Source organism: Bacillus sp. MMSF_3328, from assembly GCF_030733525.1.
GTDB classification, from domain to species: Bacteria; Bacillota; Bacilli; order Bacillales; family Cytobacillaceae; genus Bacillus_AB; species Bacillus_AB infantis.
On record NZ_JASHIV010000013.1, the window covers coordinates 60561 to 81362 of the forward strand.

General features: G+C 39.1%; 17 protein-coding genes. All 17 read right to left on the reverse strand.

Features of this window, described 5'->3' with window-relative positions; genetic code table 11:
* Window positions 1-69 precede the first annotated feature (69 nt).
* The 17 genes from RBB45_RS18555 to RBB45_RS18635 all read right to left on the reverse strand — a co-directional run bounded on the left by RBB45_RS18555 (window position 70) and on the right by RBB45_RS18635 (window position 20765).
* A complete protein-coding gene (locus RBB45_RS18555; RefSeq protein ID WP_306010113.1) occupies window positions 70-3417 on the reverse strand; it encodes a helicase-related protein in 3348 nt (1115 codons plus the stop codon).
* Window positions 3418-3460: 43 nt separating this feature from the next.
* Entirely contained in the window at window positions 3461-3631 is a 171-nt protein-coding gene (locus RBB45_RS18560) for a hypothetical protein (RefSeq protein WP_306010114.1), read from the reverse strand.
* A complete protein-coding gene (locus RBB45_RS18565; protein ID WP_306010115.1) occupies window positions 3609-4532 on the reverse strand; it encodes an ArdC-like ssDNA-binding domain-containing protein in 924 nt (307 codons plus the stop codon). Before RBB45_RS18565 ends, RBB45_RS18560 begins: the two co-directional genes overlap by 23 nt.
* Before the next feature lie 204 nt (window positions 4533-4736).
* A complete protein-coding gene (locus RBB45_RS18570) occupies window positions 4737-5000 on the reverse strand; it encodes a hypothetical protein (RefSeq protein ID WP_306010116.1) in 264 nt (87 codons plus the stop codon).
* 156 nt (window positions 5001-5156) lie between these two features.
* Window positions 5157-6878, reverse strand: coding sequence for an adenine nucleotide alpha hydrolase family protein (locus RBB45_RS18575; RefSeq protein ID WP_306010117.1), 1722 nt, complete (start codon window positions 6876-6878; stop codon window positions 5157-5159).
* Between the two features lie 216 nt (window positions 6879-7094).
* Entirely contained in the window at window positions 7095-7742 is a 648-nt protein-coding gene (locus RBB45_RS18580) for a hypothetical protein (protein ID WP_306010118.1), read from the reverse strand.
* A gap of 240 nt (window positions 7743-7982) precedes the next feature.
* Window positions 7983-9035 carry a DUF6094 domain-containing protein gene (locus RBB45_RS18585; RefSeq protein ID WP_306010119.1) on the reverse strand — a complete coding sequence of 351 codons (1053 nt, stop codon included), beginning with the start codon at window positions 9033-9035 and terminating at the stop codon, window positions 7983-7985.
* A complete protein-coding gene (locus RBB45_RS18590; RefSeq protein ID WP_306010120.1) occupies window positions 9032-9418 on the reverse strand; it encodes a DUF3846 domain-containing protein in 387 nt (128 codons plus the stop codon). Before RBB45_RS18590 ends, RBB45_RS18585 begins: the two co-directional genes overlap by 4 nt.
* Window positions 9419-9510: 92 nt before the next feature.
* Complete coding sequence (ssb, locus tag RBB45_RS18595) at window positions 9511-9960, reverse strand: single-stranded DNA-binding protein (protein WP_306010121.1); 450 nt, start codon at window positions 9958-9960, stop codon at window positions 9511-9513.
* A gap of 36 nt (window positions 9961-9996) precedes the next feature.
* Window positions 9997-10308 carry a DUF6018 family natural product bioysynthesis protein gene (locus RBB45_RS18600; protein ID WP_009790718.1) on the reverse strand — a complete coding sequence of 104 codons (312 nt, stop codon included), beginning with the start codon at window positions 10306-10308 and terminating at the stop codon, window positions 9997-9999.
* Between the two features lie 493 nt (window positions 10309-10801).
* Window positions 10802-10969, reverse strand: a complete 168-nt coding sequence (locus RBB45_RS18605; RefSeq protein ID WP_306010122.1) for a hypothetical protein — start codon at window positions 10967-10969, stop codon at window positions 10802-10804.
* A complete protein-coding gene (locus tag RBB45_RS18610; RefSeq protein WP_306010123.1) occupies window positions 10959-11507 on the reverse strand; it encodes a hypothetical protein in 549 nt (182 codons plus the stop codon). The genes RBB45_RS18605 and RBB45_RS18610 overlap by 11 nt, the downstream gene beginning before the upstream one ends.
* A gap of 198 nt (window positions 11508-11705) precedes the next feature.
* Window positions 11706-12578: a hypothetical protein gene (locus RBB45_RS18615; protein ID WP_306010124.1), complete on the reverse strand. Its 873-nt coding sequence runs from the start codon at window positions 12576-12578 to the stop codon at window positions 11706-11708.
* Entirely contained in the window at window positions 12575-13114 is a 540-nt protein-coding gene (locus RBB45_RS18620) for a hypothetical protein (protein ID WP_306010125.1), read from the reverse strand. The genes RBB45_RS18615 and RBB45_RS18620 overlap by 4 nt, the downstream gene beginning before the upstream one ends.
* A gap of 321 nt (window positions 13115-13435) precedes the next feature.
* A complete protein-coding gene (locus RBB45_RS18625) occupies window positions 13436-13804 on the reverse strand; it encodes a hypothetical protein (RefSeq protein WP_306010126.1) in 369 nt (122 codons plus the stop codon).
* A gap of 235 nt (window positions 13805-14039) precedes the next feature.
* A complete protein-coding gene (locus RBB45_RS18630) occupies window positions 14040-19163 on the reverse strand; it encodes a PKD domain-containing protein (RefSeq protein ID WP_306010127.1) in 5124 nt (1707 codons plus the stop codon).
* Window positions 19164-19379: 216 nt separating this feature from the next.
* The gene (locus tag RBB45_RS18635; protein ID WP_306010128.1) at window positions 19380-20765 is read right to left on the reverse strand and encodes an S-layer homology domain-containing protein; all 1386 of its coding nucleotides are present in this window, start codon (window positions 20763-20765) and stop codon (window positions 19380-19382) included.
* Between the last annotated feature and the right edge of the window lie 37 nt (window positions 20766-20802).

Sequence of the window (20802 nt, forward strand, 5' to 3'; positions counted from 1 at the left end):
AAACATATAGAGAATTGTTCTATTAACCCTAACAATGTATTGAAACCTCCTAAAGTTTTCTCTCGATTCTTATAAAAATAAGTCAAATGCAAGTTGACCATCCGATGTAATCGGCTTCTTAGACTTTTTCTTAGACTTACTTTTACTATCAATCGTAATTATTTTTACCGCTGCAGCTGCTTCAGTATCTGAGGACTCTCTCCGCTCTACATTATGAATAGCCAGTTGGGGTTTTGATAGGTGATATAATATGGCCCCATCAGCCACAAACTTTCTATCAAATCCAAAGGCATGTATTAAATCAATCTCAAGGATTCCATTATTAACGGCAAAGCCAGAAACAAGGCCGGCTTGAATGTTTTTAACAAGTTGTTCTTTCTCCCTAATCATTGCAGTTTTAGTGGTTTGACCAGAGATTTCAATCTCCACCCAGCGTACAAACTGTTCAAGTATCGTTGGATTCTGTTTTTTCTTTCCAATGCCCGCTAAAATCTCTCTTGCACGATCAGAAGTGTGATTGATCCAGTCTTCAGCAGAACCTTTTAGTATGCCTCCGCCCTTCTTCACACTTTCAATGAGCATGGATTGAAGGTCTCCTTCATCACCCAGCATGGCAGACAAACCATCAGATGATAGTTCACCATTTATGGCTGCAGTTGCGCGATTTTTCATAGCGATGATCTGCGCCATCTTTTCCTGGAAGGAATTTTCGTAGGCGAGATAGAAAAGTCGGCACTCTTCAGTCTGGCCAATTCTCCAGCTCCTTTTCGCACTTTGATTAATCGTAAACAGACTCCAAGAAAACTGATAATAAATCAGCGTAGGACAACATAATAAATCCAATCCCACTTTCACTAATTCTTGGCTAACAATACAGACATCGTAACCTTCGTCTTCTATTTTTTGTTTCAGCCATTCGCTCCTTGTATTAGTTGCAGTGGTGTTTGTATCAAGAATACATACCTTTGCTCCAATTTCCTCGAGCTTTTGCATTAATCGAGGCCGAATGTCCCGCTCAGAAACTGAAGAGCCTGTATCCCGAACATAAACAATGGATTTGCGGCCCTCAGCCATTTCTCCCTCAATGATTTCTTGTAATTTCTTTTCTTTTGGAAGCGTACAATTTGTGTCTAGATGAGTCGCTTCCCATACTAAATCCCGCTGTCCAGTAGCTGTTTTCATAGTGGCATCTGGAAAGGTAAATGGGTTGTCAGGGTAAGCAATGCCATAATCAGTCATTGGCATATAAAGCTTATGGCCATCATCCCATGTGTCTATAGCATGTTCAAAAGCGGAAATCATTCCTCTGTAATTGGATTCAAGCTCTTCCGATAACGGAACAAAAATGGTAGGGGTGTCAACCAGCTCCACTGGATCAGGCCATACATCTTTCAACCGAACATTAATTACATTTTGAACCATGTACCGTCCGAAAATGAATGGTGATATTCCGGGTAGAACCTTTTTGGTTGTCCTATGATTTCCGCCCCGAGAATTTGTATTTGTGTATTCAGCAGAGCTCTCTTTAGGTGTATACGTGGTTTCCTCGATATTCCCATATTCTTCATTAAACCGGCTGACTTCCTCGTATTTGTACCCACTGGCAACCATATCTCTCGGGAATAAGCGCCAAAGCAGATAATAGACATCTTCCGCCTTTCCTCCGAAGAGCGTCCCAGTTCCGGCAACCACTTTTTTGGATGCTTTTGCTAAGGATCCCAATGAATTTCCTTGGGCGGTCATGCCACCTTTTAATTCATGAACTTCATCAACTAGAGTTATGTCAAAGAAATTCTTCATTCTTCTACGGATGTACTCAATGGCTGCCAACCTTCTAGGCATTCCTACCACTTTTTTATAATCCGGCACCTCAGACTGTATTTGTCTTAAGAGACGTGGATTTTCTTGGTGAATGGCATGAATAATACGGGTTTCTAACTTAGCCCATTCGGCAAAACAACCAAATTTAGTCGGTGCTTTTTTAGTCCACAAAGACTCACCACAATGAAAGCAAAAAGCATTAGCGGGTTTTACGCTATTGGATAATCTTCTTGATTGGCCAAATTCGCTAGGAGTCATATTATGAGTCTCTTTTACTTCTAGCTCATTGCCTTCCTCATCTATATCAGTTGAGATGCTTTCGACAGTCTGATGAGGTTTCCCGCACTTTGGACAATAATATCCATAACGATAAGAAGTTAAATCTTCATCCAGCCGCTGCTGCGCGGTATTCTTGCTGACAAAATGGACGGCAGGAACTGACCTGGCATCTCCTCGCATCGTCGTAAAGGAAATGACAAAGAATGTTGGTTTGACAGGCTTGGGCTTTCCTTGCTGTATCCATTTATTATGGTAAGCGATTAATTGCTCTGTTTTATTTATGACGTAAACATCCGCTTCCGGTAGAAGGGACTTTATCTCTTCTGGCCACTTTTTGGTAAGGCTAGGAGGACACATTAAACATACATGGTAACCACTCTTATTTTTGGCTGCATGGTAACCATCAGCTATAGCGGTCATTAGCCGGCTTTTCCCAGTAGACATCTCTCCCTGAATAATGACAGCCTTCTGGGTACGTAATCTTTTTGATACGGCTGTAGCTGCATGTGCTTGTACAGGAAAGAGTTGTTGCGGGTATTGTTCAAAATGTTCTAGTGCCTCATCAGTTAATGGATTGTGTTCAGGTTCTATAGTTTCAGACAATTTTTTGACCATTGCCTCATTGTTTTCGAGTAGATACTTAGGTAGATCCTTGATTTGCTCTATATGGCTTCCATCTCCATGTTTAGGAAACTGAATCAACCGCTCTTTTAATAACCTTTCAATGAAGAGATCTGCTTCCTCCTCGGTTAAGTTAATCGAGAAAAGGAATAAACCGTTTGGAAACAATTCATTGTCTTTATATAATTGATGTTCCTCCAGGTGGCCTGTACGGATAAGTTCAGAGAGAACGATGTCTTCCCATTCCGGGAGGATATACAAGCCAAAAGAAGGCCCACCAAGCAGCTGAGCAATATCACGAGCAGGTTTCCCATCGAACGAAAGAACATATTTACTATTGTTCAATACATCTTCATGAACGATGGCCAGGGCTTTTCGGTTCTGACTGAGCGTCATCGCGAATTTTTGATATTTGCCCTTCTCCGCAAACAGAGCTTTTTCACTCTTGAATGAGTAACTGGTCAATTCCTTAGTCCCGTAACCAAATTTAAGGCCTCCATGTATTCCAATATCAATAGCGCCCTTTAAGGACTGCAATGCAGAGTCGCTTCCACTTACAATGGTAAAGAGAAGCTTATCTTCATGCCGGCCGCTTTCTTCAAACGCCAGGGCATAACAGAATACTTCATGCCATGCTTGTTTTAAATACACCTGGAATAATTTTGGGTTATCTTCTGTCTCTTTTAAAAAGTTCATCACTGGACTCCTTTCAATAAAAAAAGCAATTCACCATCTGATACTACCAATTTTGTAGTACATCAATTAGTTGAATTGCTTCCGCCTCATCTTTTGCGAAGCCGATCGAGTCGGCTACACAGACCTTTATTAAGTTTTCACTTGGATTCAATGGATCCTTTCCGAGAAAGACTACCTGGGCCTCCTTAGCTTCAGGCTGAGATTGGGCAGTCATTCTTTTCCCCTTCTCCAGCAGCTAGGGCCTGGCTTTTTTCTGCCACTCTTTCAAAGTCCTCAATTAGAAGGTTAGCTGTCTTTTGCATGATCTCTCCATATTTCATGAGAGATTCCCCTCCATCTTTAGACCATCCGTTAACATACTCAAATGAGTAATCAGATGTGTCTAATCCAAAATAGGAGCATACGATAAATGCCACACCCTCCGCCACACATTCTCGCTCTGTGGCTGTAGTACCATTAATATTCCGATGTACTCTGCTATGAACAAGCTCATGGACACCAGTTTTAGCCCGATGATTGATTGAGAGTTTAGAATCAACCACTATGGCATGATTGGTTATGCTATAGTAGCCATTTGCTCCGTCCGCATGTTTGATTGTAACGGGACAATCATCTTCTTTAGCCAGTTCTTTAACCCACTCAAAAATGTCTATCGCTTCCTGAGATTCTCCGTCTAATGTTAGCTGGATTCGATCTGCAGGCAATGGATCTCCTTCTGTTTGAGAAACATCAAATACAGGCACACCCAAAAAGCCTATTAGTTTAGTCTCTTCTTCTCCAGTCGTATCATCTTTGACTTTTTTAAATCGCGGGGCCAAAATCCTAAGGGATTTTTCCCCTTTCTTAACATTACGGCCCAACTCCTTCCAACGATTAAAAGAAGCGATGAATCGTGCTTCAGGCAATTGAATTCTAGCCAGCATGATGTTCCTAAAAGTATATTTAGGCATTAATGCTTGCATCTCCAATAGTGCTTTAAATCTCTCGGGGTTGTATGTAAAATTCTTTACACCCTCATCAAGCGATTGAAGCAACTTCTCCACCTGCTCTTTTTTTTCATCGACTGTACGGCGTTTAAACGCGGCTTTCGTCATTTTTCTAACACCCTTTCCCAAAGTTTTTACTCCTTCTTAAGACAAAATAAAAAGGCCTTTGGGCAAATTGCTAAAAAGCAGCAGGAGATAAACAGTTGCTGCTCTTTTCACAATAGCGCCCAAAGGCCAGATAGTATTCGTCACCGCAAACACATAAAGTGTTGCAACATAAAAAGAAAGAAGAAAGTATGATTTAATTATAATGGAAAAGCATAGAAAAAACTACTAAACTTCGACAGATTCTAGTGGACTGCTTAATTGGTATCCAGGAATGGGATTAAAATTCACTCCTTTCTCATTAAACCCAAATTGAATGGACGTTTCCAGAAGGAATTCGGCATCGTCCTCGTTCATACAAAAACCTAATGTACGAACCTGGCTGGTGTGATGATCAATCACAACAATTTCAATGTTCTCTTCAGTAAATAAGAACCCAAATTCAAAAGTGAATAGTTTTTCTACTGCAGTATAATGTGCTACTTTTTCCATACTCTCTTCCCCTTTCAAAAACAAAAAAGCTCTTTGAAAGTCCTCACGAATAAACGTGTGGCTCCCAAAGAGCTTTGAATTCTAATTCTTAACCCGCTGACACAAGATGTGTCGCATCTAGGATTATTATATCGATTCACTAGAAAAAGGGCAATATTAAACTTTGCCGACTAAAAGATGTTCAGTTACAGGTAAGATAGGTCCGTATCCTAATGTATCTAAGATTTTATTATACCTAGCCAGTAACTCCACATCGTGGTCAGGCTGAGAGATTAAGGTCTTGGCTGCGGCAATGTATTTCTTAGCATATGCGTCCCAATCCCACGCCTCTCCCTTATATCCGGGATAAAGCCAATTATCAATCACCTTTCCTGCAGCTTGTTCAGTTTGTATGCCGGCCTGGCAAACCAGAAACGCCGCTGTGTTATAAACAAATTCTTCCTCAGGACCGAAATCATAAAAAGTTAAATTATAGTAATATGATTTCCCTGTTTCTTTTTGCCGTTTACTCAAGTATTCAAGCAATTCATCTTTACCCAAATCAAATTCACGCGTAATCCAAAATTGAGGATTGCTATTAAGCGTTTCTTTTTCGTTAAGGCAAAACTGACTATCGAACACAACCGCGCCATCATATTCAAATTTTCTTGGCTGAATAAGTTGAACGTGGTATCCTTCTTCCCTCCACACATCCAGAATGGACTGGATCTCATCCTGATCGATTAATTTAAGCTGAGTAACTTGCTCAATATAGAGAAGATATTCCAACAGTAACTTTCTACATTCAAATGTAAGTGATCCAGTGGAATACTCTATTTCTTCTGCACGATCAAATGACTCATACTCATTTGTTTTCTTTGCTTGAATTCCATCATTCGAACAAGTACTTTCAAACAAAGAATACTGGTTAGAGCTTCTTCTCACATTATCTAATCTCTTCCTGCTTTGTTTAGCTTGAACTCGTTTAGTAGATTCTCTGTAACGAGCATCGTTGCGAATCGACATTAACAGCTTTTTGTATTCATATAGATGGTGCGCAGCAGAATTCCCCTTTTGAATTTCTTCCTGGAGCATTTTGTCCTCCTTTACGAAGGTACAAACCCAGCAGCCATTACGGCCGCCCCCACAGGAACCCTGTTGGCCGTCCGTTTTCAATGAACATTCATATACTCCCTCTGGGTAAAACTCTTCTAATTTTGACAGAGGCATCCCCCACGGCAGCGTCTCAAAATCAAACAAGTAAGCCCAAAGAGCGGAGCCGTCAATAAACCTTATGGGGTAATAAGCACAGACTCGATCATACCTGCTATGTTTTCCAAACTTCTCTCCGCTGCCAGAGAATTTATCCATTGAGTTTTTCCGTTGGATGGATTCAGCATCTCTTGTTCCAAGAAATAAATAAACATCATGCTCATAATTCAAGCCGAATGTTAGAGTCTTTTGGATGTTTTTAATAGCCCTATCGATAGGTGCTTGTTTAAGCTTTCCTGTGCACCAGCGAAACCGTTTCGATTTCGGAACAACAGGAGGATTTCCTTTTCCCAGGACATTCCACCAGAACCGTTCCTTCATATCAGGAACTACTTTAATTACTTCAATAGGAAGTTCATCCTTCTTTGCTTGCTGTGCAACCAATTCCAAACTTGTAGAGATATAAGCACTCATAGCATCCATTTCAACCAATGTATCACTTGAAATGACAAATACCTTTTTGGTCCGCTGCTCTTTCGGAATGGTTAAAAGTGTTTCCCACACTAACAGCAGCATCAGAGTGGAATCCTTACCGAAGGACGTAGATAAAATGAATGGAATATCTGTTTTTAAATACAATTCTTTTATTTCCTTTTTGATCTCTTCAAACTGTTTATAAAAACTCATACAGATGCCCTTGAGGAAATGAGATTAATTTGTCCATTCCGCTCCGGGCTACCCTCCTTTATAGTAAAAAATAAAAAGGCCGGAACTAGAGTAATAGTCTCTTGTTTCCAGCCTTTAGGTCTCGGTTTGTATATTCAATTAGAATCCAAGGAAAGATGCCAACTAAGTGCAGCCCTCCTCGAATAAGACTAGTTAATATTCACGTGGTTTTTCTTTTTAAATAACTTCTGATAATCCGATATTTTTTAACTGATTGTAAGCCTTTTGTATATTCTCATATCCGTAGTAATCAATCGGTGCAATTTTATATGTACCGGTTTCATCTAAAAATGGATTAGTGATCTCGATTCCATTGAATTGGAATAGTGATTCCTGTTTATTGGATTCCCACACTTTTTTAAGTTCCTGTGTAAGAGGAGTTTGTCTCATGACTGCATTCTGCCAGTCCATCAACTCAAGGCAATGCTCCTCAAAATCTTGAAATGGATATCCCTCATTCAATACTTCATCCCAATTGTCTTGTAGCTCAGAAGCTGCCTGGATAAATTCCCGCAGTTTCAATCTGGCTGTAAGCCTACCTCTTCTTAGAGAATCTTTAAACCATTTTTCATCGGATACCTTTTGAAAGATTTTAAGAGTCATTTCGATACCAATAAAATCTTCTAGCTGGTCCCAATCAGTGGTTTCCCAAAGTAAGATGTCAATTAAATCTCCTTCATAGTTGAATGGATCCGGTAAGCTAAAGCCAACAATTGAATCTTCACTGACTACGATTGTTTTAAGTTTCCCACCATATTGAACATTAATCTGCAGGACCATGCAGCCACTACCTGCGTTCAAAGTATTCATTTGGATTGCTTTCATATGAATTCCTCCCATGTTTGCTGTTTATGACAATAAAAGTTGTAAACAACAAGTATGATTTTATAAGGCACGTCCGTTCTGCAGTTTGCTGGTACAGAAATAAAGTTGGAAACGCAGTTGCGATTTTTCTATTGCTTTAATTTAGAAAGCCTTGATAAGGCAGCATTCTAAAGTCTGCTTTTCCAACTTTTATATGCCATTTCCAACATTATTTGTTTTCTACAGATGTTCTCTGTTTTCTTAGACAAGTTTTTTAACTTTACCGCTCGGAAGTATTAATTTTACGGACACGTCTCGCTTCGTTTTAGACTTGGTGACAGAAGAATGTTCAGTCTTCTCTTCCGTTACTACCTTCGAGACGACCTCCATTCCCTGAACAGCATGGAGGGTATCCCCCTCACCAATAATTCCATTCACCGCTCCAGATGCCAGAAGTAATGCTAACTGGCCAGTTGCAATATTTATAATAGGGTTACCCCCTACTACTAATTGCCTTGGCTTGGTGCGTTCTATAAAGGCATGAAATCCTTTGTTATTTTGGATAGCAGAAATAAAGTCAGACTTACTTTCCAATTTTGTATAGAAAGTGGTTATTTCTATTTCTGCTGAAGGAACTTCCCAATTTTTTCTCCCAACCAACTGATCAAGGGGAGTTACATGTTTATTAATGTGTTCCTCTTGGTCCATCAATTGAAGAAAACTGAAGAGCTTATCATTCAATGATTTACTCGCGGACTCTTTCTTTTTCCCGATGAATACACATTGCTTATATTCTTCATATTCTTCGTGAGAAAACTTAGTGATGGCAATATCCTCAAATTGACTGGATAAGAATCTTGCTATCTTTTTGTCCGCAAATCGGTACGATGGAATGATGTAGACCATAATTCCATTAGGTGCTAGATACCTGGTGTTTCTGACGAGCTCCGTATATTCTTTTCGTTCGGATTTATTATCACCCACGCCTAGCATGGTATGGTCATAGGGAGGGTTTAGAAAAAGCAGACCAAAGACATTATGTGAAATGACCATGCTTTCTATAGGCGCCTGTATAACTGTATCCAGGTGCTTATTTGCTTCCGCTGCCCTTCCTTTATCCAATTCAACACCATAAGTACGAATCTCAATTTCCTCGTGCCCGTTTGTAAGCTGATCTAAAATAAGACCTTCTCCACAAGTAGGATCAAAAGCAGCTGTGTTATGGGGGAAAGATAAAAGTTTTCTTAAATACGCTCCCTGTAGATCGGGAGTACGGAAGTAACCGGCTTTTATCTTATTTCCAATATGACTCATGCGATTGCCCCTCCATTTCGAAGATCAATGGCAAGCACATTCATTCCATTTTTCAATGCTACATGAGCTAAATGTCGGGCAATCCATTTCTTTTGAAAATCCGTCAATGAAATAAATTGGCCGGCCTCGGTGACTCCAGTTAAAAAAACGGGCCCGAAGACAGGGTGATGACTAAATGGTTCATCATCCCATAGCATCATAAGATTGATATTTCCAGGTTCTTTTTCTGCCTCATCATTTACAACTAGATAAATGTTATGAGGAAGTGTTATATGCTCTTGAGTGACTCCAACAATTTGATAAATATCTTCTTGCGAAGTGACCTTATTACTTTTCCACTTGAAACTCCCGTTTTCTTTAACCAAAATGTCAATTGCTTGCATTTTCTGTTCCCTCCACATCAGATAAAAAAGAGCATCCAGGGTTAGTGGATACTCTTTTCTATTGTTCTATTTAGTTCTCGCTTTCCAATTTCTCAGAAAGGCAAATCATCATCAGAGATATGCTCTCCTTCAAAATATGGATCAGCATATGGATTATTATTACTATTTCTCCCTGAAGGAGTATTGTTACTCTCCGGCCTGCGCTGTTCCTGAGATTGATTATTTTTCTTGGAATCCAAGAATTGTACATATCTCGCGATTACTTCAGTCACATAGACCAGCTTACCATCCTGGCCTTCATACGTCCTTGTTTGGATAGAACCGTCTACACCTGCGAGGCTCCCCTTTTTTAAGAAATTTGCTACATTTTCTGCAGGGGTTCGCCAAACTACACAATTTATGTAATCGGTTTCCCTTTCTCCACTTTGATTCGTAAATGTACGATTTACCGCAAGTGTGAATGAAGCAACAGGTACACCATTTGGAGTGTAGCGAAGCACAGGATCCTTAGTGAGACGGCCAACAAGAGCTACCATATTCATTTTAATTTTCCTCCTCTGCCATTTTGGCAACAATTTTTAATAAATGTCTTCACCGAAGAAATAATGGAGTAGCTTCTTTGAAATCGACTTTCGCGTCTTTGCCGCTCCAAAATTCCAATGCTTGTCCCCTGTCATTTTCCACATAATACGCTCGTCCTCAAAGGAATTAATCATTTCTTCAACAATACTTTGCGCTTCAAATCTAGCAGCACTCTTAGAATTTTCTTTCAAGGAATAGATACGTTTTTTTCCATCTGGAGTACGAATCTCCATACGGTAATAACGACAATTAGCACTATCCCCCAACAATAATCCCTCATTAAATAATTCAGCTAATACTTTAGCCATGTAAAAAACACCCTTTCTCAAAGTTTTTCTTCGCTTATTTCTTCTTAAGAACGCAAAAAAGCCTTTGAGAATGCTTGGTTAATGAACATAGTTCAAAAAACACAAACAGCCCCAAAGGCTTAAATATTCGTTCACCGCACACATGAAATGTGGCAAAAATACATTAAAAGAAAATAAGACTCTTTTATTATAGCATTATTAAAAGTAACAATAAAGAATTATCTACCAATTTACTTATTCCAAAAGCTGCAACTGCAGCAGTATTCCTGAATCATGTAAGACCACCCCCATGAACCGTGAACCGTCTCACATTGATATATCTTTAATTTTGTAAAAAATAGAGTGTAAACTAACCCGAATTTGTCGAGATTGTCTACAATCTGAGAGCTAAACCCTTATGTAGTAAGGTTTTAGCTCTTTGTCTTCTTTATAATTATTGGAACATAAAAAATTTATAAACCTTTTAAAAGGCGAGCCAAACTACTATGATAATTTAATCGTTTTTATTAGTTCTTTTTGTTTCAGTTCTTCTTTCAATATTACTATTTCTCTTGGTACCTTCAGAGAAAGCATCGCGTCTGACTGTAGTTGTACCTCTGCCACCTAATGAAGGTGGCCTACCCTTTCCTTCACTGAAAGTGTGTATTTTTTTATTTGACATGCTTAATTACCTCCTCAATAACAAAATAAATTACAAAAATTAAAAAACCTATTGTTACTGATGTTAAACCTATATCGTAATATTTTGTTTTCTTATCTAGTATGGTTTTGTTCCCATCTATGGCTGTCTTATATGTTGCAGCTAGTTCAAGTTTAACAGTGGCAACTGGGTCCTGAGCAAAATCCAAATCGACTATATTCGAAAGATTAATCTGCTCGTAGTCTCCACTTTTTATAGCTCTTAAGAAGTAAATTATACCAACTGTAAACGATGTAAGAACAGAAAACCTTAATAAAATTGAATATATTAGATAGCCAGTATCATGAATAGGTAGTTTATTAGTTCCTAAATAAGTCAAATATGCAACTAATATTACTCCTCCAAAAGCCAACCCTATATTTGTCTTATTTTCATACTGGATAAAACGAGTTTGCTCTTCGGCATAAACTGTTTTTGCTGTGTCGAGAATTGCATCACAGGAATCACTTTGATATTGAGGTTCGTTATTATTAGGTACACTTTGTGCTGGTTGACTCATAGACACACCTACATTTTACATTTTTTCTTATATTATACTACATAGTTAAGTGCTTTAGAGACAGTGTACTTTCTGATGCTTAAAAAATTCGCTGCACTTTAATTTTTATTATGTTCTGTGGTAACCTTCTCTTTTATCCCTGCAATAAAAAAACAAGTAAATCAGAATGATTTACTTGTTTAAATTGAAATATCTTGATTACGCGAACCTTTTTAAACTAGCCTGGATCTGCTTATTGCGATGAAAGTTTACAGCCTTTTCTTCACTGCTCATGTCCATTACTACAAAGTCTAGGCGTATATCTAAAAGTTTTCTAAATGGAGAAACCATTGACTTAGGAATGAGGCCCTGTAATATCAGCTGTTCAAGTTTTGAAATATCAACCTTTCCATAAGAAACAATTAATTCCTCTCCCATTTCGTTAAGGATATTTTCTATATTCCAGGTAGGGCGATTGGAAAGTAAAGAAACACTACCATACGGAGTTGTAACCTTGTATTTTTCTTTAAGAACCGGGCATTGTTCAGCAGCTTTCTTAAAGTGTTCATATTCTTCTGCATAGGCTTTGAAAGTTACTGTATTATCCCGGATCTCTGTTACAAGTTCCTCGATGCTCTGACCTCCAAATAAATAGTCATGTGTCCTTATTTGTCTTTTGCCATGCTTATTTAGCGTGGGGCGCAAATAATACGTGTCTGGATTCTGATAAGGGGTCAAAAGGTGGTGTACATTACAACCTTCCTCATTAGCCTCTTTTATTTTTTTAACATCTAGTTGGATAGCTTTCGCTGCAATGTTTGGCTGTACATAACAAAGTAATTCTTCGATCAAACCAGCATGGTTGGTTTGCCATACATTTTTACGTACAAACTTTGCTACATAGTTTATTTCTTTAAATTCGTGTCTTTTTCCCTCATAGTGATAAAGCATTCCCCTGAGGGCTTCTTTTGATTGGTCTAAGAAGGTCTCCTGCTGCTTTAATTTTTGATAAGTTCCCGACTCAATTAGGTTGATAAATGCTGCTGCCGCGGAACCAGAAAGATTGCACTCTTCTTTCTCTGCTCTTTTCATGACACCTGCACTCCTTCCTCTTTTTCCATAAAAGAAAAGAGATTAAAATCTTGCGGTTTAAACATATCAACCACAGATTTAATCTCATACATTACTCTCGCAAGGTCAGCGCGTTTTATGAGGCGGTTTTTAACTTGCAATATAACCTGCCCTGTAGGCATTATGACAATGCCAATACCTTGATTCTCAAAAAGCCCATAAACGGAACCTTTCTTATATTTAGCTTTAGCAGCTGTTTTGACTAACTCACTTTGACTTTTATCTGTTTGAAGAGTGTATTCAACGCCGCTAATGGTGGGGGAAAAACAACCCAAAGCATGATCGAATAAGTACTGAAAAGAGTCGGGGTTCCCATTATAATAAGCTCTGTAACCCTGAGACTCTCTGCCTACTACAGAAAAAGGTTGTATGATAAACCGATATTTCTCTCCTTGATAGACAACTTTATGATCCCTGTGAATGGTAAAGTTGAGGGGTTCAAGCATTGGGAAAAGCTCTTGTTCTTTTTCTTTAATAAAAAAGCTCACTTTAAACATGATCCGTCACCCATCCTTTTACAAATGAATACTTCAAATTCTTCTTCCAAAGTAAATGATGACAACAATCTTTTCTTACTCTCCTGGTTGGTTGGTTTGGCTGATGCTGCATTTTAAACACCCTTTCTCAAAGCTTTTTACTTTTTCCTTTAGAAGAAAAACAAAAAAAGCCTTTGAGCATGTTTGGCTTCATAGCAATAGCTATGTTCTCAAACAGCCCAAAGGCTTTATGTATGTTTTACACCGCAAATCCTATCAAAAATGGATTGCAAAAGAAATTTAAAGGAAAAAGTATAGTTAAAGAATAACAAAAATTTCCCTTTATCTCAATTTCTTTTTACATTCATATGTGAAGATCGCAGATGGTTCGTATTCAGATTTTTGTATTAGAGTGTCCATATCTTCTTTGCTCAACTTAATGGAAATATCACCGTTCGGAATTTTGTGGGTATAAAGAGGAGCTTTTTCTAATGGAGTCTCAAGAATCTTTGAATATAAGGGTTTGATCTGTTTTCGTATACCTGACCCAATACTTTGAAATGTTTTCTGAGTGATGCCTGCAAACAAAAAGAGGTCACTTTTCCCGTTTTCTTCAACTATATTCTTGGTTCGAATATAGTAATAAAACGTGTAGGTATTGACTGAGGGTTCTTCATTTGTTTTTCTATACTTGGAACGATAAATACTCAAAATTAACCCACCTTCTTTTTATAAATAGAAACCTTGAAGCTGGTTATCTATCGCAACCTATCAAACAGAAAAAATTCTCTTTTTTTGGTAACAGCTTAATATTATTATATATATTTTTGTATGGTAAACAAGGGAACGTTTGTTCTTGAAAAGGGGAATAAATACTCAACAAAGTAAAAAAAATACAGTATTAATACAAAACCTCGTAGGATATTTTTCCTACGAGGTAAGGATCTTAAAACCTTCGGTGGTAATCTTTAGAGTCATATATGCTGCCAAATATCTCAATAATGTATGTTCCTTTTGATTGGACATAAGGATTATTTTCTGGATGATAACCAGTAAATTCAAAGAGATATTCGCCGTCGGCGATGTTTATAAAATCCTCTCTCCATAGCTCCGCTCTCCAGGTATATTCATACTGATTTTGGCCAATTAAATTAAAAGCAGAACTTGGGATAGAGATTTCCCCTATTTTCCCTCCAAAATTCACTTTTCCCTCTACTCGTTGAGCGGGAGTCGTCTTTAACTCAATAATAAACTTTTCACCTGCATGGAACATGTTAACATCAGCTTCATAGCCTTTCCCCATCCAGTATTGTTTCCAGTCATCCGTGTGAGTAACCAATGGTGTCAAATTAGCAATATTGACATAGATTCTCTCGGTTTTACTTGAAGAGGCGCCGAGATTATCTCTTACCGTTAAAGTGACATCGTAATAATCCTTTTGAGCAACAAATGTAGGGTATTTTTCTGTTGTCCAATAAGTCGAACTATCTTTCCCTCGGATCTGCCATTGGTAGGTTACGATTGTTCCATCTAAATCATAACTGCCATCAGGATTAAGTGTAAGTTCTTCTCCTAAGAATGGTTTAAATGGTTCCCATACAAATAAAGAAACTGGCGGTTTATTGGCTGGCTTCGGTGTAACAATGATCTCCTTATAAGCAGGCTGCTTTGATTTTAAATTTGTATCATCCCACACGTTTAAGGTGACTTTGTATACCCCTGCTACAGCATCTGGGATGGAAGGTTCTTTCTCTGTTTGTGTGGTTATAGTACCGTCTGGTGCTTCAATCGTCCATTCCCACCTGGTTACTTGGCCATCCTCATCATAAGACAAATCATTTAGATTTACTGTTTGCCCTTCAACAGGTAGCAATGGATCGTAATCAAATAAAGCATATGGAGCCTGTGGTCCTTTTATAACGTTAAAAATTTTAGAGTGAGTACCCTTTAGAGAAGGCAATGGTGCTGGTGGTTCATCAAAAACCGTTTGAGTCACTCGGTATTTCCCCACTCCGGCAAATTGAGAGAAATTAATAGGTGCTGATCCGGTATTCCAAGTCTGAACTACCATATTAAGTTCACCTAATAATTCAACTTTCCAGGAGTAATTGATGAGGTTATGCCCGTCAGGATCACTAGAATTATCAGTATAGATAGCTGGTTCATCCACATAAAGAATGTGCGGGCTAGTCGAGTTATTAACACATGATATAGTCGACTTATCAATTATTGTCCGGCTTAAATCAAAACATGATTTAGGTGGATTATTATTCAGAACTGTAATTTCACGTTCATAAAGGTCACTCTGTAAAGCCGGTGGATATTTTGGAATATCCCATACAGTTAATCCGATTATATATCTCCCTGCTGGCAAATTTATAGCAGCAAAGTTAACAGGAGGTGTACTTCCGGTCCAAACAATCACTCCATCGGATTGTCTTTTTATCGTCCAATTATAGTTGGTTAATGGATCGCCATTTGGATCGTAGCTGCGGTCGTAGATAAAGGATTTTTTCGTTGGGTCCTTTAACCGGTCTGTCCTAAGTACCGTTGAAGGTGAATCGAACAGAGCAACAGGCTTAAGGTTTACTGTCTTTGTGGACACCAATTTGGTTGTATACCCATAAGCACCATCAATATCTTTTACTCTCAAGGTTATATAATAATCTTTCAAGGGTTCTAAGAATTCAGGTGGGGCTCCTGTATGTTCTACATCATCAACGACGTACTTTTCCCAAGAATATTCCACAATTCCTCTTTCTGCTATTCCTAAACTGGACCAATTGTATTGATGATCCGGGTCATAAGACTGGGATGGATCTAAACTTAATCTTAAAGTTCCAGCCTCCACCTCCGCGGTAAAATCAGCAATTGGTCTCCGATGGACATTTATCTTATACTCGCGAACTATCTCCTCGTCAGACCATTTCTGGTATTCAGCAAAGCGGAGATCATTACCTATCTCTGCTAAGGGATTATCCTTCGCTCTGAGCGTGACAGAATAGGTGCCCACTTCATTCAATTGGAGTGGTTGATTAATATACAAACCGCTTTGCGCAATAGGCGACGATGGCGCTGCATCAATTTCTCTTCCATTTACAGAAGTGGGATCATGGACAAACTTCCATTCACGTTGTAATTCCGGATCATTTTCATAATCTTGATAAGCGGTTGTGTAATCCAGCTGATCCCCAAGAACAATGGTAAATGTTTCAGAGTCCTCTTCAATCATAAATTTGTTCAATAAGTAGTCCTGGATCAACTGAATGTTCTGCTGCAGGCTGGAAGTATTATATTGACTGAATGTGCCAGTCCTACCTGTACTACTTATTAAGGACTGCGCATCGCCCCTTAATGAATCATTCGAATTACTCCAGAAAAATATGTTGTCATCCTGAACTTTTTTCGTAACAAGATTCTTCTTGCTTGAGTCGTTTATCCAGGTCCAGGGTTGATGGTCCATCCTAAAATAATACTTATAGGTCGCCTGATTAAAGGAGAAGGAATTAAACCCATCTGTAAAGTCTGTGGTATCTATTTTTGAATCAATTCCATCTGGGTCTGTTTCCGGGTTTCCCGGCCGGTTATCAGGACCACAGCCTTCATTCGTGTAGCTAGTAATCTCAAACCGATTATCGGGTACATAACTTCTTAAAGATGCCCAATATTCAGTATACCCTGAAGCGTTAGCGGCGTTTGAACATGGGGGCGCATGTGAATGTTCAACCGGAACCATTTTTTGCTCCTTATCACTCCACGCCCAGTTTACTTCATAACACCATGTAGCAACAAAGTTACTGCCGCTGCTGGTTACTTCCCACCCTCCGCTATAGGGAGAGGTGCCAGAATAAGAGTCGTAAACATAATATCCGCGGTCAACCCAGTTCCATACTGGCACATTGGTTGCACATTCCCCATCCAGGTCTAGAATCTCAAAGTAGCAGCTATTCACTGAGACAGTTGCATCGAGCCCCTTCTTACGGAGATCTGCCTCTAAGGAGCCGGCGTAGGCAGTCAATTTATTCTTGGCAGTAGAATCCACGTCATAATAGTAATGATCATAATTCCCGCCGCCTCCACCATTGTTCACTCCCGCTCCCTCTCTTGGCCCTGTTTTATGCTTTAGGGCAGCAATATCCATTCCCCCAAAGTCTAAAGCCAAATGAATGGAGTTTTGGCGCTTAACACCAAAATCAATAGCAGGAGGAGCATTGTCTACTTTAACGCCTTTATCTGATGTTGGGATGTTAAAGTTATCTGGATCCAAGTAAACAGAAACGGTGCCAGCTTCGTCAATGACATCTGAAGTATCGGTCAGATATTCTTCCGGGAGAATGAACTCCTCATAGGTGGGTGCTCCGAATGCTTCTTTTACCTCTAGAGAAAAGCGATAGTTTCCAACATGGTTCGTTTTGAAGGTAATGGAAGACTTGTTCCCGCTGTCGAGTATTTCTTTCCCTCCGTCAGCTGCAGTACCAAAAATACCATCGTTATTTGCATCAAATTCCTTGTACCATATTCTTTGAGCAATGGTATCCCCATCCATTGAAACACTGCCGTCAGTTAGAGTAATCGTAGCTTGGTTTCCATCTGACTGGTCTCGTAAGTAAACGGCCTTATCGACAGTAAACCTGGCAAAGGGATTTTCATCCGGCCTGACTACTAATTCTTTGATCAAAACCTCTGATTCCTCATTAAATTTATTGGTCACAGTCAGGTGAAGTTCATAGGTCCCTGGCTTCTTGAACAATACTTTTCTTAACGAAGGATCTTTATCAGGTCGTATTTTTACATCTTCATTTGTAAGCCCGTCAGATATCGGTACAATTTTCCATTTGGTTAATGAATATTCAATCGGTGCAAATTCGATCGGCGAAACTAAGTCAGATGCTTTTGCGTCAAAGGTTAACGCTCGATTCTGTTTCAGTTCCCCTTCCATTTTTACCTCGGCTTTTGGAATGGTGGGCCAAATCTCAAAAGTATCGCTATCGCTAGCTGTTTCACCCATATTATCTTCAACAACAAAGTCTACCTGATGCGGGGTCTTTTCAGTTACCCGAGAAGAATTCCATGTCTTCCCGTCTATTGGCACCCCATCAACATAAAGTTGCTCAGATACAATCTCGCCATCTGGATCAGGATCATAGGCTCCAGTAGTAAATGTAACGGTTTCCGGCCAGTAAAAATAAGGTTCGACATTTACACTGGCAATCGGTTTTGCATTTTCTTTTTCCGGCGGAGGTGGTTTCACATTCGATCCGATGTTAATCTTGTGAGTTTTAACAGTCTGTCGTTCGATACCATCTGTGACAGTTAATGTTAAATTATGTATACCTTCAGTATCAAAGGTATAGGGTATAGACCGGAATGATGTATTGGCTAATCCATCAGCAGAGTCTACTATCTTGCCATCAACCGCCAAATCCCATTTAATTTGAGATCGATAAGGGTCATATTCTTGAGCAAATACATGCAAAAAGATTTCTTCACCCTTTTTCGCGGTACTTGGTGTTGTTCCATAATCATTTGAAAATCTAGCTGCAGGATATTTTGTAGCGTTGAAAATAACTTTTACCTTTGGAGCGCCACTTTCATCTACCTGGCCAGGAACATCAACTAAATCCACACTTGCCCCCGCTGCTCTTCCAATATCACGCGACCAAACCCATGTTTCTGTATTACCGGTGCGGTTTGTACGGGCTATTTGAGTCTTTCGTACTTTGGATTCCACATAATCAGGATTACCATTAATCGCGGTAGCTATGGATCGCAGCTGATTAGGATAAAAGAACGTATAACCCAATTTTGAGTCATTGGCTGCACGTAATATTACGCCATTTAACAACTTTCCCGATTTTTCTCCCTGGACTAAGGTATCACTAGAACCAGTATAAACAAGATTTTGCTCTGGGATCTCTGTGTTATTCGTTCTGTAAAAATCTTCAGGACTGGCATTAGCATAACTCCCTATTAAAGCAAGAGCATTCGCTATCTGTGGGTTGATGAAGAGAACTGCACAAGAAAAAATCAAGAAACCCAAATTGAATTTCCTATTCAATTTTTTATTCATCTTCTGGCTGATTCACCCCCTAAAATCTAGTATTTTATTTTTCAGGGTAAAAATAAAAATACCCCACCAATAAAAGATAAAGCAATGCTCATCTTTTACTCGTGGGGTATTCCCATTAGGTATAGAGATATGGAACAAGAAATTTAATTTTTCCTTGTTCCATATTAAGTTAGCACATGAATATATTGACTGTCAATCTATGCTCTCAGTTGGAATTTAACGGCTAAAGTTAGTTATCTCAATTCGTTTGAATTCTGGAAGTTCTTTAGTATACAGGCCGATATGCTCAGCAATTTCTCTTACGGGTCCGTATGCTCTTCCTGACTTCAGATTGACTGATTGAGACAACACTACAGTTTTCCCATTGATAATAGCGTTTTTGCTGCCGTTTGATAGAATGATTTTTTGACCGTTATAGGCTATTTCCAATCCGCCTTTTGCCATTGTCACCCCGGTTGCATATTGAAAGGTCTTGTATAGATCTACAACATAATCGGATTCTACAACAGTTGGATTTTCAGCCAGAACATCCCATTTGACATCCTCATGTCGGTATATGACAAAGTCATTATCATATCGATGAATATCAATCAGAAATTGACCTTTTTCTTTTGGTTGGAAAGGCATTGTATCATACACGGCCCTTTCAGTAATAGGAAAATCTGTTGCCATAAAAGGTGAATCCTTATAAGAGTTGCCATTATAGGCGATGACTTCTCTCATTGGGTAATCAATATAATTTCCTGCTGTACTACTAATAAACCCAGGTAACATAAATGCAAACCATTCATCGGGAGATTCAGTATATTTACCGAATACAGGGTCATGTAGCTCTTTGTAGTACCTCTCAAGCATATCCTCTACCACAATTTTTGCTTCTGGCTTCCAAAGCCGTTGGACAAAAACATGGTTATGTTGAGGATAGGCTGCTTTTAGCTCTGCAAGGCTCATGCTTCGATAATCTTTATTCTCCGAAGGCTGAGAAGGGCTTCCTCCATCAACAACCTGCAGCATGTTGAAGATGTGTTTAGCGGTTTCTGCGCGGGTCCCTATTGTAATAGGTTCAAATTTTGTTCCGCTATATGCTCCCATTACTCCATAATTGTAGACTCTTTGAACTGAAGCCCTTGCGTATGGTCCAATTTTTGAAGCATCACTGAAATTTAAGCTTTTTGTCTTTGTATAAGAGCCTTTGACTTGCATGGCGCGATCGAGCATCACTGCCATATCTTGACGTGTTACGGAAGTTGAAGGCTTAAACTTCCCATCAGCAAAGCCTTTAATGATCCCGGCTTTGTAAGCTCGGCTCACTCCGTCATACAGCGCGGCGCTTTTGGGTACATCCTTAAAATTACTTGAAGCAGCGGGTAAATTGAGGGCCCTTGCAACAAAAGCGGCAAATTCAGCACGGTTCACTTTGTTGGCTGGTCTAAATGTTCCGTCTGCGTACCCTTTAATAACACCCTTGTCTACTAATTGAGTAATTGCATCTTTAGCATAATATGTACTAGGAACATCTTTAAATTTAGTGTTTGCAGACACATTTAGAGCGGAGGCAGAAATTATTGTTCCAACTAACAAAGCAGTAAACGTCTTTTTCATTTTCTCATCTTCCCTTCTATGTTGTTTTTATTATCAT

Bases quoted from the DNA above. Each gene is read 5' to 3' on its own strand.
- RBB45_RS18580 (WP_306010118.1), bottom strand. From the start codon at position 7,742: ATGAAAGCAATCCAAATGAATACTTTGAACGCAGGTAGTGGCTGCATG.
- RBB45_RS18620 (WP_306010125.1), bottom strand. From the start codon at position 13,114: ATGTTTAAAGTGAGCTTTTTTATTAAAGAAAAAGAACAAGAGCTTTTC.
- RBB45_RS18560 (WP_306010114.1), bottom strand. From the start codon at position 3,631: ATGACTGCCCAATCTCAGCCTGAAGCTAAGGAGGCCCAGGTAGTCTTT.
- RBB45_RS18555 (WP_306010113.1), bottom strand. From the start codon at position 3,417: ATGAACTTTTTAAAAGAGACAGAAGATAACCCAAAATTATTCCAGGTG.
- RBB45_RS18615 (WP_306010124.1), bottom strand. From the start codon at position 12,578: ATGAAAAGAGCAGAGAAAGAAGAGTGCAATCTTTCTGGTTCCGCGGCA.
- RBB45_RS18630 (WP_306010127.1), bottom strand. From the start codon at position 19,163: ATGAATAAAAAATTGAATAGGAAATTCAATTTGGGTTTCTTGATTTTT.
- RBB45_RS18590 (WP_306010120.1), bottom strand. From the start codon at position 9,418: ATGCAAGCAATTGACATTTTGGTTAAAGAAAACGGGAGTTTCAAGTGG.
- RBB45_RS18635 (WP_306010128.1), bottom strand. From the start codon at position 20,765: ATGAAAAAGACGTTTACTGCTTTGTTAGTTGGAACAATAATTTCTGCC.
- RBB45_RS18610 (WP_306010123.1), bottom strand. From the start codon at position 11,507: ATGAGTCAACCAGCACAAAGTGTACCTAATAATAACGAACCTCAATAT.
- RBB45_RS18600 (WP_009790718.1), bottom strand. From the start codon at position 10,308: ATGGCTAAAGTATTAGCTGAATTATTTAATGAGGGATTATTGTTGGGG.
- RBB45_RS18570 (WP_306010116.1), bottom strand. From the start codon at position 5,000: ATGGAAAAAGTAGCACATTATACTGCAGTAGAAAAACTATTCACTTTT.
- RBB45_RS18575 (WP_306010117.1), bottom strand. From the start codon at position 6,878: ATGAGTTTTTATAAACAGTTTGAAGAGATCAAAAAGGAAATAAAAGAA.
- RBB45_RS18585 (WP_306010119.1), bottom strand. From the start codon at position 9,035: ATGAGTCATATTGGAAATAAGATAAAAGCCGGTTACTTCCGTACTCCC.
- ssb (WP_306010121.1), bottom strand. From the start codon at position 9,960: ATGAATATGGTAGCTCTTGTTGGCCGTCTCACTAAGGATCCTGTGCTT.
- RBB45_RS18605 (WP_306010122.1), bottom strand. From the start codon at position 10,969: ATGTCAAATAAAAAAATACACACTTTCAGTGAAGGAAAGGGTAGGCCA.